General features: G+C 60.9%; 16 protein-coding genes. 5 read left to right on the top strand and 11 right to left on the bottom strand.

Going from position 1 to position 15621, the window contains the following annotated elements:
- Nucleotides 1–246 precede the first annotated feature (246 nt).
- Complete coding sequence (gene dnaK / locus EV561_RS29630; protein ID WP_132527257.1) at nucleotides 247–2163, top strand: molecular chaperone DnaK; 1917 nt, start codon at nucleotides 247–249, stop codon at nucleotides 2161–2163.
- Between the two features lie 84 nt (nucleotides 2164–2247).
- Nucleotides 2248–3387 (top strand): molecular chaperone DnaJ, encoded by a 1140-nt coding sequence (dnaJ, locus tag EV561_RS29625; RefSeq protein ID WP_132527255.1) that lies wholly within the window; start codon nucleotides 2248–2250, stop codon nucleotides 3385–3387.
- Between the two features lie 110 nt (nucleotides 3388–3497).
- On the opposite strand, the gene EV561_RS29620 is transcribed toward dnaJ, so the two are convergent.
- Together EV561_RS29620 and EV561_RS29615 are read right to left on the bottom strand one after the other, a co-directional pair.
- Nucleotides 3498–4352 carry a prephenate dehydratase gene (locus EV561_RS29620; RefSeq protein ID WP_132527253.1) on the bottom strand — a complete coding sequence of 285 codons (855 nt, stop codon included), beginning with the start codon at nucleotides 4350–4352 and terminating at the stop codon, nucleotides 3498–3500.
- 24 nt (nucleotides 4353–4376) lie between these two features.
- The gene (locus EV561_RS29615; protein ID WP_132527251.1) at nucleotides 4377–5132 is read right to left on the bottom strand and encodes a 3-deoxy-manno-octulosonate cytidylyltransferase; all 756 of its coding nucleotides are present in this window, start codon (nucleotides 5130–5132) and stop codon (nucleotides 4377–4379) included.
- Between the two features lie 152 nt (nucleotides 5133–5284).
- On the opposite strand from EV561_RS29615, the gene EV561_RS29610 reads away from it, so the two are divergent.
- On the top strand, nucleotides 5285–5884 hold the full coding sequence (locus EV561_RS29610) for a cytochrome c family protein (protein WP_132527249.1): 600 nt from the start codon (nucleotides 5285–5287) through the stop codon (nucleotides 5882–5884).
- 63 nt (nucleotides 5885–5947) lie between these two features.
- Here EV561_RS29610 and EV561_RS29605 read toward each other — a convergent pair whose 3' ends face one another.
- The gene (locus EV561_RS29605) at nucleotides 5948–6829 is read right to left on the bottom strand and encodes an alpha/beta hydrolase (RefSeq protein WP_132527247.1); all 882 of its coding nucleotides are present in this window, start codon (nucleotides 6827–6829) and stop codon (nucleotides 5948–5950) included.
- 383 nt (nucleotides 6830–7212) lie between these two features.
- On the opposite strand from EV561_RS29605, the gene EV561_RS29600 reads away from it, so the two are divergent.
- A complete protein-coding gene (locus EV561_RS29600; RefSeq protein WP_132527245.1) occupies nucleotides 7213–8205 on the top strand; it encodes an adenosine kinase in 993 nt (330 codons plus the stop codon).
- Here EV561_RS29600 and EV561_RS29595 read toward each other — a convergent pair.
- A complete protein-coding gene (locus tag EV561_RS29595) occupies nucleotides 8198–8737 on the bottom strand; it encodes an SH3 domain-containing protein (RefSeq protein ID WP_132527243.1) in 540 nt (179 codons plus the stop codon). The two genes, EV561_RS29600 and EV561_RS29595, sit on opposite strands and share 8 nt — an antisense overlap.
- 241 nt (nucleotides 8738–8978) lie before the next feature.
- Between EV561_RS29595 and EV561_RS29590 the strand changes: the two genes are divergently transcribed.
- Entirely contained in the window at nucleotides 8979–9980 is a 1002-nt protein-coding gene (locus tag EV561_RS29590; protein WP_132527241.1) for a D-glycerate dehydrogenase, read from the top strand.
- A gap of 42 nt (nucleotides 9981–10022) precedes the next feature.
- Here the strand turns inward: EV561_RS29590 and EV561_RS29585 are convergent, their stop codons facing one another.
- From EV561_RS29585 to EV561_RS29550, 7 genes are all read right to left on the bottom strand, one after another.
- A complete protein-coding gene (locus EV561_RS29585; RefSeq protein ID WP_132527239.1) occupies nucleotides 10023–11270 on the bottom strand; it encodes an MFS transporter in 1248 nt (415 codons plus the stop codon).
- 232 nt (nucleotides 11271–11502) lie between these two features.
- Nucleotides 11503–11988 (bottom strand): GNAT family N-acetyltransferase, encoded by a 486-nt coding sequence (locus EV561_RS29575; protein ID WP_132527237.1) that lies wholly within the window; start codon nucleotides 11986–11988, stop codon nucleotides 11503–11505.
- Nucleotides 11985–12755 (bottom strand): molybdopterin-synthase adenylyltransferase MoeB, encoded by a 771-nt coding sequence (locus EV561_RS29570; protein WP_132527235.1) that lies wholly within the window; start codon nucleotides 12753–12755, stop codon nucleotides 11985–11987. Before EV561_RS29570 ends, EV561_RS29575 begins: the two co-directional genes overlap by 4 nt.
- 34 nt (nucleotides 12756–12789) lie before the next feature.
- Nucleotides 12790–13917, bottom strand: coding sequence for a DNA replication/repair protein RecF (recF, locus tag EV561_RS29565; RefSeq protein ID WP_132527233.1), 1128 nt, complete (start codon nucleotides 13915–13917; stop codon nucleotides 12790–12792).
- 171 nt (nucleotides 13918–14088) lie between these two features.
- On the bottom strand, nucleotides 14089–14457 hold the full coding sequence (locus tag EV561_RS29560) for a VOC family protein (protein WP_132527231.1): 369 nt from the start codon (nucleotides 14455–14457) through the stop codon (nucleotides 14089–14091).
- Nucleotides 14458–14617: 160 nt separating this feature from the next.
- On the bottom strand, nucleotides 14618–14842 hold the full coding sequence (locus EV561_RS29555; RefSeq protein ID WP_132527229.1) for a hypothetical protein: 225 nt from the start codon (nucleotides 14840–14842) through the stop codon (nucleotides 14618–14620).
- 85 nt (nucleotides 14843–14927) lie between these two features.
- A complete protein-coding gene (locus EV561_RS29550) occupies nucleotides 14928–15617 on the bottom strand; it encodes a YafY family protein (RefSeq protein WP_132527227.1) in 690 nt (229 codons plus the stop codon).
- Nucleotides 15618–15621: the final 4 nt, after the last annotated feature.

Here is a 15621-nt window from a genome sequence, read left to right as displayed (position 1 = left end):
TCTGATAGCTGGCTTTCCGGATTTCGGGCGATTGGCGGGCTTTTTGTGACAGTGGGACATTTCGGCTGCAAACCGTTTGTTTTGCTGGTTTTCAGCGCATTTCTCGCCTTGCAGTCAGAAAAACCGCTACTTATATACGCGACATCACCGCAGTCATGACTGCGCAATTCAAGACCATCCCGTAAGGGGCTGTCAGCGGAATGCCCGATGGGGGTTCCGACAGCTTGCTTCAAGGAGAGAAATGACATGGCAAAAGTAATTGGTATCGACCTCGGAACGACAAATTCCTGCGTCGCTGTCATGGACGGCAAAGACGCTAAAGTGATCGAAAACGCCGAAGGCGCCCGCACTACCCCCTCCATGGTGGCCTTTTCCGATGATGGCGAACGCCTCGTCGGCCAGCCGGCCAAGCGCCAGGCGGTCACCAACCCGACGAACACCCTCTTCGCTGTCAAGCGCCTGATCGGCCGCCGCTACGAAGATCCGACCGTCGAAAAGGACAAGCACCTCGTTCCGTTCACCATCGTCAAGGGCGACAATGGCGACGCATGGGTCGAAGCCAACGGCAAGCCCTATTCGCCTGCCCAGATTTCCGCGATGATCCTTCAGAAGATGAAGGAAACCGCCGAATCCTACCTCGGCGAGAAGGTCGAAAAGGCCGTCATCACCGTTCCCGCATATTTCAACGACGCACAGCGCCAGGCAACCAAGGATGCCGGCCGCATCGCCGGTCTTGAAGTTCTCCGCATCATCAACGAGCCGACTGCTGCAGCCCTCGCCTATGGCCTCGACAAGAAGGACGGCAAGACGATCGCCGTTTACGACCTTGGCGGCGGTACCTTCGATATCTCGATCCTTGAGATCGGCGACGGCGTCTTCGAAGTGAAGTCGACCAACGGCGACACCTTCCTCGGCGGTGAAGACTTCGACATGCGTCTCGTCGAATATCTTGTTGCCGAGTTCAAGAAGGACAACGGCATCGACCTCAAGGGCGACAAGCTTGCCCTGCAGCGCCTCAAGGAAGCTGCTGAAAAGGCCAAGATCGAGCTGTCCTCCTCGCAGCAGACCGAAATCAACCTGCCGTTCATCACGGCTGATGCAACCGGCCCGAAGCACCTGACGCTGAAGCTGACCCGCGCCAAGCTCGAAAGCCTGGTCGACGATCTGGTCCAGCGCACCATTGCTCCCTGCAAGGCAGCGCTGAAGGATGCAGGCGTTACCGCTGCTGAAATCGATGAAGTGGTTCTCGTCGGCGGCATGAGCCGCATGCCGAAGGTCCAGGAAGTCGTCAAGCAGCTGTTCGGCAAGGACCCGCACAAGGGCGTCAACCCGGATGAAGTCGTAGCCCTCGGCGCAGCCATCCAGGCCGGCGTTCTGCAGGGCGACGTCAAGGACGTTCTGCTTCTCGACGTGACCCCGCTGTCTCTCGGCATCGAAACGCTGGGCGGCGTCTTCACCCGTCTGATCGAACGCAACACGACGATCCCGACGAAGAAGAGCCAGACCTTCTCGACCGCCGACGACAACCAGTCCGCCGTCACCATCCGCGTTTCCCAGGGCGAGCGCGAAATGGCGCAGGACAACAAGCTGCTCGGCCAGTTCGACCTCGTCGGTCTGCCGCCGGCACCGCGTGGCGTTCCGCAGATCGAAGTCACCTTCGACATCGACGCCAACGGCATCGTGCAGGTTTCGGCCAAGGACAAGGGTACCGGCAAGGAACAGCAGATCCGCATCCAGGCCTCCGGCGGTCTCTCTGACGCCGACATCGAAAAGATGGTCAAGGATGCCGAATCGCATGCTGCCGAAGACAAGAAGCGTCGCGAAGGTGTCGAAGCCCGGAACCAGGCAGAAAGCCTGATCCACTCCAGCGAGAAGTCGCTGAAGGAATATGGCGACAAGGTAACCGAAGCTGACCGCACCGCGATTGCCGATGCGATCGCTGCTCTCAAGGCAGCAACCGAAGCGTCCGAGCCGGATGCAGAGGACATCAAGGCCAAGACCCAGACCCTTATGGAAGTGTCCATGAAGCTCGGCCAGGCCATCTACGAAGCCCAGCAGGCGGAAGCCGGTTCCGGTGATGCCTCGGCAGAAGGCAAGGACGATGTCGTCGATGCCGACTACGAGGAAATCAAGGACGAGGACGACCGCAAGCGGTCTGCATAAGCACGAACCTTAAACGGTTCTGCGGAAACTTAGATCCGGCTGCCGATGGCAGCCGGAAATCCATTTCCGGGGTCTATTCCTTATATGGCAAAAGCGGACTATTACGAAACTCTGGGTGTTGGCAGGTCGGCGGATGAGAAGGAGCTGAAAAGCGCTTTTCGCAAGCTGGCGATGAAGTTCCATCCGGACAAGAACCCTGGCGATCATGAAGCTGAACGCAAGTTCAAGGAACTGAACGAAGCCTACGAAACGCTGAAGGATCCGCAGAAGCGGGCAGCCTATGATCGCTACGGTCATGCGGCTTTCGAGCATGGCGGCATGGGCGCCGGTGGCGGCGGCTTTGCGGGCGGCGGCGGTTTTTCCGATATTTTCGAGGATATATTCGGCGAGATGATGGGCGGCGGCCGCCAGCGGCAGCGTTCGTCAGGCGGACGTGAGCGCGGCGCCGATCTTCGCTACAACATGGAAATCTCGCTGGAAGAGGCCTTTGCGGGCAAGACGGCGCAGATCCGCGTTCCGACCTCGATCACCTGCGACGTCTGTTCCGGCTCCGGCGCCAAGCCGGGCACGCAGCCGAAAACCTGCGGCACCTGTCAGGGCTCGGGCCGCGTCCGCGCTGCCCAGGGCTTCTTCTCGATCGAGCGCACCTGCCCGACCTGCCATGGCCGCGGCCAGATCATTCCCGATCCATGTGGCAAATGCCATGGCCAGGGTCGCGTGACCGAAGAGCGTTCGCTCTCCGTCAACATCCCGTCAGGGATCGAAGACGGCACCCGCATCCGCCTGCAGGGCGAAGGCGAAGCTGGTCTGCGTGGCGGTCCCTCCGGCGATCTCTACATCTTCCTGTCGGTCAAGCCGCATGAGTTCTTCCAGCGCGATGGGGCTGACCTCTATTGCGCCGTGCCGATCTCGATGACGACGGCAGCGCTTGGCGGCACTTTCGACGTGGCGACGCTCGATGGCACCAAGTCGCGCGTCAGCGTCCCCGAGGGCACCCAGGCGGGCAAGCAATTCCGACTGAAAGCCAAGGGCATGCCGGTGTTGCGCTCCAGCCAGGTCGGCGATCTCTACATCCAGATCCAGATAGAGACGCCGCAGAAGCTCACCAAGCGCCAACGCGAATTGCTGCAGGAGTTCGAGCAGATTTCCTCGAAGGACAACAATCCTGAATCGACCGGCTTCTTTGCCCGGATGAAGGATTTCTTTGATACGCTAAGCGATTGACAGGGCGCCGCAGACGCGGCTGCCCCTGAAACATTGAAAGCCGGAGCGGGTGTCGCTCCGGCTTTTTTCGTTCCCTTAGCTCCGACAATTGCCGGAGGGTATGCCTGCGATCAGAGCAGTCCCCGCGTCGGATGTCCCTTGTAGACACCGAGGATACGGACTTTCTCCGAGAAGAACCGTAGTTCCTCCAGCGCGCGGCGCACATTCGCATCGGAGGGATGTCCCTCGATATCGGCATAGAATTGCGTCGCGACGAACTTGCCGCCGAGCTGGTAGCTTTCGAGCTTCGTCATGTTGATGTTGTTGGTCGCAAAACCGCCGAGCGCCTTATAGAGCGCTGCCGGAATGTTGCGGACGTTGAAGACGAAGGTGGTGACGATCTTCTCCTCGTCCGTCTTGCGCTCGGCCCATTCCTCGTCGCGGGCGAGCACGACGAAGCGCGTCATGTTGTTTTCGACGTCCTCGACGTTTTCCGCGATGATCTCGAGCCCATACATATCCGCCGCCAGGCGCGGAGCCAGTGCCGCCATGCTGCGGTCGCCCGTTTCCTTGACGAGCTTTGCCGAACCCGCCGTGTCACCGGCGATCACAGGCTTCCAGCCGTTGGCGCGCACGATCTTGCGGCATTGGCCGAGCGCGTGGATATGACTGTGAACCGTGCGGATCTCCTCCTTCTTCACGCCCGGCAACACCATGAGCTGAAAGCGGATCGGCATGAAATATTCGCCGACGATATGAAGGCGCGATTCGGGCAGGAGATGGTGAATATCGGCCACTCGACCGGCGATCGTATTCTCGATCGGGATCATCGCGAGATCGGCGTCGCCGTTGTCGAGGGCGATGAATGCATCCTCGAAGGTCTGGCACGGAAGCGGCTCCATGGACGGAAACATATCGCGGCAGGCCATATCGGAATTGGCGCCGAAGTCGCCCTGGAAGGCAATTTTGTTGGTCAGCTTGATCATGGAAGACAATCCATCAGAGGGGCGTCAGAGAGAGGCGCCGGAAAGGATAAGGCGGGCCTTTTCAAGGTCGGCGGGAGTATCGACACCGAGCGGAACCGTGTCAACGATCTCGACATCGATGCGCATGCCGGCTTCCAGCGCCCGCAACTGCTCCAGTGATTCGCGCTTTTCGAGCGTCGACGGCTTGAGGCTGACGAATTTTTCGAGCGCGCTACGGCGGTAGGCATAGAGCCCGATATGGTGATAGAGCGGGCCGTTGCCATAGGGCGCGGTCGTGCGTGTAAAATAGAGCGCATGCAGGCGGCTTTCCGAGATGGGCGAACCGACGATCTTGACGATATGCGGCGCGGTCTTGTCGGCTTCGTCTTCGATCTCCGTCGTCAGCGTGCCGATATCGACAGCGGGATTTTCCAGCGGACGCAGCGCGGCGCGCACGGTTTCCGGATCGATCGTCGGCAGATCGCCCTGGACGTTGACGATGAACTCGGCGCGACCGTCCGGATCAACCTTCAACAGGGCTTCGTAAATGCGATCGGAGCCGGATTGATGGTCCTCGCGGGTCATGACGACCTCGAATCCCGCCTTCGCCACCACATCGAACGTGTCCTGATGGTCGACGGCAACGACGATGCGACCGATTGCCGCCTCCTGCGCTCTTTTGGCGACTTGTACGATCATCGGAAGGCCGCAAATATCGGCGAGCGGCTTGCCCGGGAGGCGAGTCGAGGCCAAACGGGCAGGAATGAGCACGAGCGTATTGTCGATGTGGGGATGAGTCATTGTCTTGGCCTTCTGTTCCCGCCGCAAAAGTGTCAAAAAGTCTCATGGGTGAGACGATTTAGAGAGTTGCAAGGAAAAGGCAAAAGACATAGGTTTCGGCCGAATTCAAGATGGGCCGGCAGTTTCTGTCGGAGGCGAGGGGAGCATAGCAGATGAATTCATCCTACGTGAACATGGGTGTGGGAGCACTTCTGGCCACGCTTTTCGTGTTGAAGTCGGTCTCGCTCGTGTCAGGCGCGATCTTCACTACGGAAGCGCCGGAAAAGCCCGGTTTCACCATTGTTGCGGATGAGAGTGCAGGATCCGGCGGAGCCGGCGACAAGGGCGAGGCCGCAAAGCCGGAAACGCCGATCGCACAGCTGCTGCAGAAGGCCGACGCCAAGGTCGGCGAAACCATCTTCAAGAAGTGTCAGGCCTGTCATGACGGGACCAAAGGAGGACCGAACAAGGTTGGCCCGAATCTCTACGGCGTCGTCGACCGTCCGATCGCTTCGCATGAGGGCTTCGGCTACTCGTCTGGCATCAAGGACTTCTCCAAGGGCAGCACGGAAAAGTGGACCTACGACCACCTCTACCACTTCCTGATGGCGCCGAAGAAGTTCATTCCCGGAACCGCAATGGGCTTTGCCGGCCTGCCGAAGGAAACCGATCGCGCCGACGTCATCGCCTATCTGCGCACGCTCGCCGATACGCCGGAACCGTTGCCGGATGCGAATGCTGCTCCGGCCGCCGCACCTGCCGCGACGAATTGAGCGAACTGTACGTCCAATCCTCGAAAGCCCGGCTACAGTCGGGCTTTTTTGTTGCTCCGTCCATCAGATCAGCGACAAAATGGCATTCGCGAAGGCGGCCGGCGCCTCCTGCGGCAGATTGTGACCGATGCCGCGAAGGATACGCCGTTCATAGCGCCCCTTGAAATGGGAAGCCGCAGCGTCTTCAGCTGCTGGCGGATCCACACCGTCGGCGTCACCCTGCATCACGATTGTCGGCACCATAATGTCCGGCTGTCGCGCGAGCAGCGACTCGATGGTATCGAACGCGGGATCGCCCGCCGCCAGACCGAAGCGATGCCGGTAAGAATGGATCACGACATCGACAAAATCCGGATTGTCAAATGATGCGGCACTACGCTCGAAAGTCGCCTCATCAAAGGCCCAATTCGGCGACCAGAGCTTCCAAATCAGGCGGCACAAGGCGCGGCGATTGATGTCGAGGCCGATGCGGCCGCGCTCGGAATGAAAATAATACTGATACCAATAGCGATACTCTTCTTCCGGCAGAACAGGCATGCCCGCCGCGGCGATATTCTGAATGTTGTAGCCGGCGCCGCAACTGACGAGGCCCGACACTCGCTCCGGCCAAAGTGCCGAAACGATGCAGGCCGCGCGCCCGCCCCAGTCGTAGCCGGCCAGAATGGCTTTCGGGATCGAAAGCGCGTCCATCAGTGCCAACAAATCCGCGCCGAGCGCGGCTTGTTGCCCTGAGCGCGGCGTTGCCGCCGCAAGGAAGCGTGTATCGCCGTAGCCGCGTAGCGACGGAACGACCGAACGCAGACCGCGATCACTTAACCTTCCGCAAACGTCGGCATAGGCGTTGGTGTCATAGGGAAAGCCATGCAGCAGGATGACCGGAACGCCATCCCGTGGACCGAATTCCGCATAGGCAATATCGAGGACGCCAGCTTTGATAGACTTCATACCATCCTCCCATCCATGAATGCCCATGGAGTTCTGGCTTTGAAGGATGCCACGAAAGCGAAACCGCAAACGCAAAAAAAGCGGGCCTTGCCCGCTTTTCCGCATCCGGCTTTGCCGGACTGCTCCCGGTTGCAGGCTGCCAGTTCATCCGTGGTCAGCGTCGCATACCGATGAGATAAAGGACATCATGTCCCCGCCGCCGACAACGAGAGATTGCTCCGCTACATGCCGGTTCGCTTGATTAAAAATTTACAGTTCGAAAGTGACAGGGAAATGACTATTGCGAATTACCTATTGGGCTAGCGCAATGTTTTTCTTTCAAACTTCGCAAAAATAGATATTACCGGATACCGGCTATCACAGTTTTCCGGGATCCCTTCTTGATGACACGTTTCGATGTACTGGCCGTTGGCAATGCCATCGTCGACATTATCTCCCGTTGCGATGATCAGTTCCTGATCGACAACAGTATCACCAAAGCTGCAATGAACCTGATCGACGCCGAGCGCGCCGAGCTGTTGTATTCGCGAATGGGACCGGCGCTGGAAGCGTCCGGCGGCAGTGCCGGCAACACGGCGGCGGGCGTTGCGAATTTCGGCGGCAGGGCTGCCTATTTTGGCAAGGTTGCGGAGGATCAGCTCGGCGAGATCTTTGCCCACGATATCCGTGCCCAGGGCGTGCACTATCAAACCGAGTCGAAGGGCACGTTTCCGCCCACGGCGCGGTCGATGATCTTCGTCACCGAAGACGGCGAGCGGTCGATGAACACCTATCTCGGCGCCTGCGTCGAGCTTGGACCGGAAGACGTCGAGGCCGACGTCGTGGCTGATGCCAAGGTCACCTACTTCGAAGGCTATCTCTGGGATCCGCCACGCGCCAAGGAAGCCATCCGCGAATGCGCCCGCATCGCCCATGCGAATGGCCGCGAAGTCTCCATGACTCTGTCGGACAGTTTCTGCGTCGATCGCTACCGCGGCGAGTTCCTCGACCTCATGCGGTCGGGCACCGTCGATATCGTGTTTGCCAATCGCGAGGAAGCGCTTGCGCTTTATGAGACGCGCGATTTCGAAGAAGCACTGACGAAGATCGCGGCCGATTGCAAAATCGCCGCCGTCACCATGAGCGAACACGGCGCCGTCATTCTGCGCGGCAACGAGCGCTACCGCGTCGACGCTATCGAGCTCAAGGAACTGGTTGATACGACTGGAGCCGGCGATCTCTTTGCCGCTGGCTTCCTCTATGGCTATACGCAGGATCGCTCGCTGGAAGATTGCGGCAAGCTCGGCTGCCTTGCCGCCGGTATCGTCATCCAACAGATCGGCCCGAGGCCGACCGTTTCGCTTGCCGACGCGGCACGCGAAACGGGCCTTATTTAAAGGCCTCTCCTGGGTAGGCGCCCCAGATTTCGGACTGCGCCACCCAGCCTTCGGACGAGTCGGCATTGACGAAGCACCAGTCGCCCGTGCATTCGCGGATATGCATCATCACGCCAGGCTCCAGCTTGGCGATTATCGAGCTCGAGGGCTGCGGATCGCGGCGCATGTTGACGTAGATATTCTTGCCCTTGCCCTTCATCCATGGGGCGGCCAGCGCCGAGCGCTGTCCCGACAGCAGGGATTGGTTGACCCAGCCCTCGGTGCCATCCGAATCACGAACGCGGCGCCAGTTATCGTATTCCTGGATGATCTCGACTGGCAGACCCTGACGGAGATAGAGCCAGGAGACCGCATAATCGGAACTCGGTCCGATACGCAGGTTGACGCGCTTCGATTTCAGCGTGACGAATCGCGGAAGCGGCAATCCGCTCGGACCCTTTGCGGCCTGAGCCTCGGCAAGATGGGCATTGGCGGCAGCGAGCATTACGCCGATTGCCAGGACAGCGCAGGACTTCAGGACTTTGCCACGCATGGGGATTTCCGTTCGCTCTTCGTTTCCGGCAATCCCGAACGCAAAACTGCCGCGCACTTTTGCTGGGATCGCTCGTAGTGACCAAGGTGGACTGATGAAGTGCGCACCCCTGCCCCTGCAAATCGGCCAGTGCTCGCGAGTTTTATTTGTCTTCGCCGGCGGGTCTGGTAGAAATGCCCGGAACGGTTAAATTATCGTTCTTGTTGGTTAAAGACATCTAAACAAGGCATCGCAAGTCGCCATGACGACGAAGAAAAAGCCGAAGGTCTACATCACGCGCAAACTGCCCGACGCTGTCGAAACCCGGATGCGCGAACTCTTCGATGCCGAACTCAATATCGACGATACGCCGCGCTCGAAGCCGGAGCTGATCGAAGCCATCAAGAGCGCTGACGTGCTGGTCCCTACGGTGACCGACCGAATCGACGCCGACATGGTCGAGCAGGCCGGGCCGCAGATGAAGCTGATCGCCAGCTTTTCCAACGGCACGGATCATATCGATGTCGAGGCTGCCGCCCGCAAGGGCATCACCGTCACCAACACGCCGAACGTGCTGACCGAAGACACGGCCGACATGACCATGGCGCTCATCCTCGCCGTGCCGCGCCGATTGGCCGAGGGCTCGCGGGTTCTGACCGACAAGCCCGGCGAATGGGCCGGATGGTCGCCGACCTGGATGCTCGGCCGGCGAATCGCCGGCAAGCGGATCGGCATTGTCGGCATGGGCCGGATCGGCACCGCGGTTGCGCGCCGCGCCAAGGCATTCGGCCTGTCGATCCACTATCACAACCGCAAGCGCGTCAGCCCGGCGACCGAGGACGAGCTGGAGGCGACCTACTGGGACAGCCTCGACCAGATGCTTGCCCGCGTCGATATCGTTTCCGTCAACTGCCCCTCGACGCCGGCGACCTTTCATCTGATATCCGCCCGCCGCCTCGCGCTGCTGCAGCCGACGAGCTATATCGTCAACACCGCGCGCGGCGATGTCATCGACGAGGCCGCCCTGATCAAGATCCTGCGCGAGGGCAAGATTGCCGGCGCCGGGCTCGACGTCTTTGAAAACGAGCCGATGGTCAACTCCAAGCTGATCAAGCTCGCCAACGAGGGCAAGGTCGTGCTGCTGCCGCATATGGGCTCGGCAACGATCGAGAGCCGCATCGACATGGGCGACAAGGTGATCATCAATATCCGCGCCTTCATGGACGGGCATCGGCCGCCGAACCGGGTCCTGCCCGGCCGTTGATAAGACGCGGTTGCGACATCGGTCCCGGACGACAGGGATTTTCTACTCGGAAATCCTCCGATCAATGATCGCGGCGACCAGAGCCGCCGACAGTGCCAGCGACGCTGTCGTGAGCATGATGCCGAACAATACCAGGACAGCATGCTGCTCTGCCAAAAACAGACCTCCAATAGACGAGACGAGCGCGCCGCCGGCAATGCGCATTGCGGCCGCCAGCCCGACGGCGGTTCCGGAGAGATTGGCGCGAACCGACATGACGCCCGTATTGGCTGCAGGCATGGTCAAGCCATTGCCGATGCCGATGAACATGCAGGGTCCGAAGAATGCCAGGATGTGGGTTACCCCCGACATCGACAGGGCGAGGCCGACGAGCAGCCCGATGCAGGTGAGCGACCGCGCCACGACGACCACTGTGCCCCGCTGAAATCGCGACGCGTAGCGGCCGGTCAGATAGCTGCCGAGAATGAAGCCTGCCGGGACCATTCCCATGTAAAGGCCGAGCTGCGTGCTGGATCCATTGAGCGAGTTGCCGACGGCCAGGGGCGCTCCTCCCAGGAAGACGTAGAACGTTCCCATCGAGCAGATCATGCAGAGCGTGTAGGCCCAGAATCGCGCCGAGCCCAGCAACTGCCTGTATGACGTGAGATAATTCCGGCGAGGTTCGGATGCATGCGTGGCCGGCCCTTTCAATTCGCGGCTGCAGAGAGCAAGTGCCGCCGCGCCAAGGAGAGCCAGGGCAAGAAAACATGCCCGCCAGCCGAATAACTCGTCCAACAATCCGCCGAATGTCGGGCCGAGCAGGGGTGCAATTGCCCATCCGACCGCGAGGTAGCCGAATTTGCTTGCGGCTTGGCGCTCGCCGGAGGTTTCCCTGGCGATGACGAGAGAGATGGAAAAGCAGGCGCCGATCGCCGCCTGCAGCATTCGAAACAGGAGAAAGGTGCCGATATCGGTGGAGGCTGCACAGCCGAGGGAAGCGAGGACGAAGATGGAGATCGCTGCCAGCGCCACCGCCCGGCGCCCATATCGATCCGACATCGCGCCGGCCACAAGCTCGGTCAGGGCCGTAAAGATCGCAAAGCCGGCAACCGAAAGATTGATAAGCGCGGGATCGGCGTGGAATGTAGCCGCGATATTCGGCAATGACGGCAGGGTCATGTTGACCGGCAGCACCGAGAGGGCCGAAAGCAAAATCAAGGTGATAAGTCGAGGCGCGGCAATGGGAGCAGTCGCCGCCGATGCCGCGGTCATTTGGCTGCGCGATGTCTGCGCGGAGTTGTCGCCAGTCATGATCGTATCCGTCTTGTGAGGGTGTTGCGGAAATCTGACGAGGCCGGCCCGAATTCAGGGCATAAAAAAAGGCCCCGTCAGGAGCCTGCTTACCGCGCATGGGTGCTTTCGCCGGACGGTTAGACCATCCTGCCCATGCGCGCGATCACCACCACAAGAACAGTTGCGATTTTCATGGAGTTACAACTAGACCGGAAACTTTTCGTCGTCAATGCCTCGGGCGCTGGCCACGTTACGAGGCGGGCAATGTCTTTTGCATTTCGATCGAGGTTGTCTTGCCGAAGCCGCGATGGGCGTTCTCCGCCGTCTTGACGAAGCCCCAGCGCGCAAAGGCTTCGTGATTGCCGATCAGTTCGACGCGCGTCTCCAGGCGAAGGACGGGCAGGTTCAGTCGGCGCGCGGTTTCCTCCGCAAGCCCGAGCAGCATTCGGCCGATACCCGTGCCCTGTTCTGCCGGAAGGACGGCGAGCTGGCCGACATAGAGGCATTCCCGCTCCGGGCGGCAGAAGATGCAGCCGAGCAAGGCATTTCCTTCGGACACGACATAGCCGATCTCTCGCTCTGCCTTTTCCTGAAGTGATTGTGGCGTCAGCTTGAGGGCCGAAGATGGCGGGTCGATACGGCCATCCATGTAAGCGAAGGATGCGAGAATGAGATTGAGCAATTCATGCCATCGCTCGAAGGATTGATCGAGCCGCACCGTCTCAAGCCGTGTCATTCGGCGGCGGCTTTCGACCGCTTGCGCTTGTATCGTATGCTATCGAAACGTGCCGACAGGGCATCGTAGAGCAGCAGGCGTCCGATCAATGGCTCGCCAGCGCCTGTGATCAGCTTGATCGCTTCCATCGCCATCAATGTACCGATGACGCCGGTCAGCGCACCGACGATGCCGGCTTCGGCGCAGGAAGGAATGAGGCCGGCGGGCGGCGGCGATGGGAAGAGGTCGCGATAGGAAGGGTTGAGAACTCCGTCCGTGCTGCTCTCATAGGGCTTCAGTGTCGTGACGGAGCCGTCGAACCGACCGACAGCGCCCGTTACCAGCGGGATTTTCGCCACTTCCGCGGCATCTGCGGCTGCATAGCGGGTATCGAAATTGTCGGAACCGTCGATCAGCAGATGGAAGCCCGCGAGCAGCCGCGCGGCATTCGAAATCTCGAAACGTTCCTCGAAGCGGACTGTGCGCACATGCGGATTGAGGCGCGCCATGGCGTCGACGGCGCTTTGTGTCTTCAACTCGCCGATCGTGCCGGTGTCGTGGATGACCTGACGCTGAAGATTGGAGAGCGACACGCGGTCGTCATCGACAAGCCCGATCGTGCCCACGCCGGCTGCGGCCAGATATTGCAGGACGGGCGCACCGAGGCCGCCGGCGCCGATGACAAGGACGCGCGATGTCTTCAGCTTCTGCTGTCCGGCGCCGCCGATTTCGGGAAGCAGGATGTGGCGCTGATAGCGGGCGATCTCATCTGTATTCAGAGGTTCCATGGGGCCATGCTAGCACTGTTTGCGGCCATGAAAATCATGATTCCGCAATGCCGCCATGCGCGACGGTGAAGAATTGCGCGCGTGCGCCGAGCGCTGCGAACATCGACCGATCCGTTCCCGTCATGAAAGCCTGGCCGCCGAGCCCGTCAATGAGGTCGAAAAGGGCGGCGCGTCTGCCCTCGTCCAGATGAGCGGCAATCTCGTCGAGCAACAGAATCGGCGCATGGCTAGTGAGGTTGCCGACAAGGCGGGCATGGGCGAGCACGAGGCCGACCAGCAGCGCCTTCTGTTCCCCTGTCGAGCAGCGCTCGGCCTCCATGTTCTTCTCGCGGTGGCGGACAAGAAGATCGGCGCGATGGGGACCGTCCAGCGTGCGCCCGGCAGCGGCATCCCGATAACGACCGTCGCGCAGCATGCCGGCATAGTCGTCTTCCAGATCGACAGCCGGCCGATCGAACTGGCCGTCCATGAAACCGGAGAGTTCGAGCGCCGCCGACGGAAACGGAGTTGCCTCCCGGCTATCCGCAATCAGCCGGTCGAGAAGGCCGAGCATCTCCTGCCGCGCCAGCGCCATGGCAATGCCGAGGCTTGCCATCTGTTCCTCGATGCCGGAGAGCCAGGCCGGATCGAAGCGATTTTCGGAGAGGAGCTTGTTGCGGCTGCGCATAGCGCGCTCGAAATCGCTGGCGCGCCTGCCGTGCGCCGGATCCAGAGAGAGGACCAGCCGGTCGAGAAAGCGGCGGCGATCCGAGGAGCCGCCGGTGAAAAGGCCGTCCATGGATGGCGTCAACCAAAGCACCCGAAGATGATCGGTCAGCTCGTCGGCGGTCTTGGCCGGCGTTCCGTTGATCCGCAGCTTGCGAACGGCGGCCTCGTCGGTCGTGTCGGCGCCAGTGCCGATCTCGACTTCGCCTTCCATTCCATCCAGCTCAGCAAAGATCGAAAAGCCCGAAGTGGCGCCGACGCGCGTCACATCGGCATAGGCGGCGCGACGCAGGCCGCGGCCGGGGGAGAGGAAGGAGACCGCCTCCATGAGGTTCGTCTTGCCGGCACCGTTGTCGCCCGTCAGGACAACATGTCGGCCGTCAAGCGACAGCGCGGCCGCCGCATAATTGCGGAAGTCGGTGAGCTTCAGACGGGACAATGAGACCTTGTGGGGCATTCAGCTTCCGGATTCGTTCGAAGCCTGAGAGCTAGGCCCTGCATGACGGCTTTGCAAGCCATGTGTGCGATCGACAGCCGTTGTGGTGATGCTCGGTGATGGATGCGCATATGATTCGGCCCTCGCCGCCCGGAAGCGGCAAGGGCCCGGCGGTCAGTATGGGAGGCGACGTTATTTATCCGGCTCACAAACCCGGAGCCGATGGCCATCCGGATCGAGGACGACGAAGGTCGGTCCGAAATCCATGGTGGTCAGTTCCTGAGCGATCGGCAGGCCGCGATTGCGCCATTGCTCGTAATGGGCGGCAACAGCGCCTTCCCCCGGCACCATGAAAGCGACTTCGCCGCGATTGCCGAGTGCGGAGGGCTGCGGCTCGACGGTGCTGCGACGCCAGAGGCCGAGCGTGAAGCCGCCGTCCAGCGGAAAGGCTGCGAAATTCGGCGATGCCACCGCAGGCTCGCGCCCGAGGATATCGCTGTAGAAGGGCACGCTCTCGGCTGGGTCCTTAACGTAGAGAATGATCATGTTCGGGCTGGCCATTTCGATATTCCTCTTTGCGTGGGTGGGATGAATATAATTCCGCATGCTGACAGATTTTGGCAGCATCGTTTGCCTGAAGAACCGGCGCGATAATCGCGCCGCTCTTTCAGTTGCAGTGTGGTTTGGTTAGGCGCAGCCGCGGATCCACCCCGTCGGCGGCTTACCGCATCAGATTGTCTTCGTAATGTGGGCTTTGCCCATCCAGGAAACCGAGATCGCGCTTCATGTGATCCGGCATCGCGTCGAGGTCGAGCCGGGGATCTGGCCGCTCCATCTGCCGCAAGGCATAGGTGAAGACATGCAGCAGGCGGGCCACGACCGAACGCGTTTCTGCGACGGTCATGTGGCCAGCGAGATAGGGAATTGTGAGGTTGGGGTTTGCCATGATCGGTACTCCTTCCTGCCTAAATTGGCCTGCTTGGAATGGCATCGATCATAACCGCACCTGCTGACAGTTTATGGCAGTAGTGTCAGGGCTCAGAAGGAATGCCCTGCTGGTCGCGCCATTCCTTGAGCAGAACGTCGCGCCGGCGCGGATAGCGCACTTCCGAAGGCGCCATCTCGATGATGCGGTCGGTCCGGAAATGGCGAAAATCCTGCCGCAGTTCGCACCAGGCGACCATGACCCGCACCTGCTCGAGATAGGTGAGCGCGAAGGGCCAGACACGGCGCACGGACACGGCGCCGCGCTCGTCGCCATAGGTCAGTTCCAGAATGCGCTCAGTCCTGATCGCCTTGCGGATAGCCGGCAGGTCGGCCTTGTCCTCGCTGCTGACGCGCGGGCCGACGAGCAGAGCGGCCGATTCGATCGTCTCGCGCATGTCGTCGGGCAGGACCGCCGCGATCTTGGCCAGCGCATCGGCGCCGGCGCCCGCAAGCCTCGGTTCGGCAGCGCGCGCCACCCAGCGGGAGCCGAGGACAAGGGCCTCGATCTCTTCTTGCGAAAACATCATCGGCGGCAGCATGAAGCCCGGCTTCAGCACATAGCCGACGCCGGCCTCTCCCTCGATGTCAGCACCCTGAGCCTGGAGGCTGGCGATATCCCGATAAAGCGTGCGCAGGCTGACGCCGGTTTCGGTCGCAAGCGCCGCCCCGCTGACCGGGCGTCGATAACGCCTCAGGGTCTGCAGCAGCGTCAGCAGGCGTTCGGCGCGTGCCATGGCA

Origin of the sequence: Rhizobium sp. BK376, assembly GCF_004341625.1 — a bacterium.
GTDB lineage: Bacteria > Pseudomonadota > Alphaproteobacteria > Rhizobiales > Rhizobiaceae > Rhizobium.
This window is presented reverse-complemented; position numbering and strand designations above follow the sequence as displayed.

Excerpts from the sequence above, each read along its gene's own strand:
- EV561_RS29585 (WP_132527239.1), bottom strand. The coding sequence starts at position 11,270 with ATGACTGGCGACAACTCCGCGCAGACATCGCGCAGCCAAATGACCGCG.
- dnaK (WP_132527257.1), top strand. The coding sequence starts at position 247 with ATGGCAAAAGTAATTGGTATCGACCTCGGAACGACAAATTCCTGCGTC.
- recF (WP_132527233.1), bottom strand. The coding sequence starts at position 13,917 with ATGCCCCACAAGGTCTCATTGTCCCGTCTGAAGCTCACCGACTTCCGC.
- EV561_RS29590 (WP_132527241.1), top strand. The coding sequence starts at position 8,979 with ATGACGACGAAGAAAAAGCCGAAGGTCTACATCACGCGCAAACTGCCC.
- EV561_RS29620 (WP_132527253.1), bottom strand. The coding sequence starts at position 4,352 with ATGATCAAGCTGACCAACAAAATTGCCTTCCAGGGCGACTTCGGCGCC.
- EV561_RS29570 (WP_132527235.1), bottom strand. The coding sequence starts at position 12,755 with ATGGAACCTCTGAATACAGATGAGATCGCCCGCTATCAGCGCCACATC.
- EV561_RS29555 (WP_132527229.1), bottom strand. The coding sequence starts at position 14,842 with ATGGCAAACCCCAACCTCACAATTCCCTATCTCGCTGGCCACATGACC.
- EV561_RS29595 (WP_132527243.1), bottom strand. The coding sequence starts at position 8,737 with ATGCGTGGCAAAGTCCTGAAGTCCTGCGCTGTCCTGGCAATCGGCGTA.
- EV561_RS29550 (WP_132527227.1), bottom strand. The coding sequence starts at position 15,617 with ATGGCACGCGCCGAACGCCTGCTGACGCTGCTGCAGACCCTGAGGCGT.
- EV561_RS29610 (WP_132527249.1), top strand. The coding sequence starts at position 5,285 with ATGAATTCATCCTACGTGAACATGGGTGTGGGAGCACTTCTGGCCACG.
- dnaJ (WP_132527255.1), top strand. The coding sequence starts at position 2,248 with ATGGCAAAAGCGGACTATTACGAAACTCTGGGTGTTGGCAGGTCGGCG.
- EV561_RS29600 (WP_132527245.1), top strand. The coding sequence starts at position 7,213 with ATGACACGTTTCGATGTACTGGCCGTTGGCAATGCCATCGTCGACATT.
- EV561_RS29575 (WP_132527237.1), bottom strand. The coding sequence starts at position 11,988 with ATGACACGGCTTGAGACGGTGCGGCTCGATCAATCCTTCGAGCGATGG.
- EV561_RS29605 (WP_132527247.1), bottom strand. The coding sequence starts at position 6,829 with ATGAAGTCTATCAAAGCTGGCGTCCTCGATATTGCCTATGCGGAATTC.
- EV561_RS29615 (WP_132527251.1), bottom strand. The coding sequence starts at position 5,132 with ATGACTCATCCCCACATCGACAATACGCTCGTGCTCATTCCTGCCCGT.
- EV561_RS29560 (WP_132527231.1), bottom strand. The coding sequence starts at position 14,457 with ATGGCCAGCCCGAACATGATCATTCTCTACGTTAAGGACCCAGCCGAG.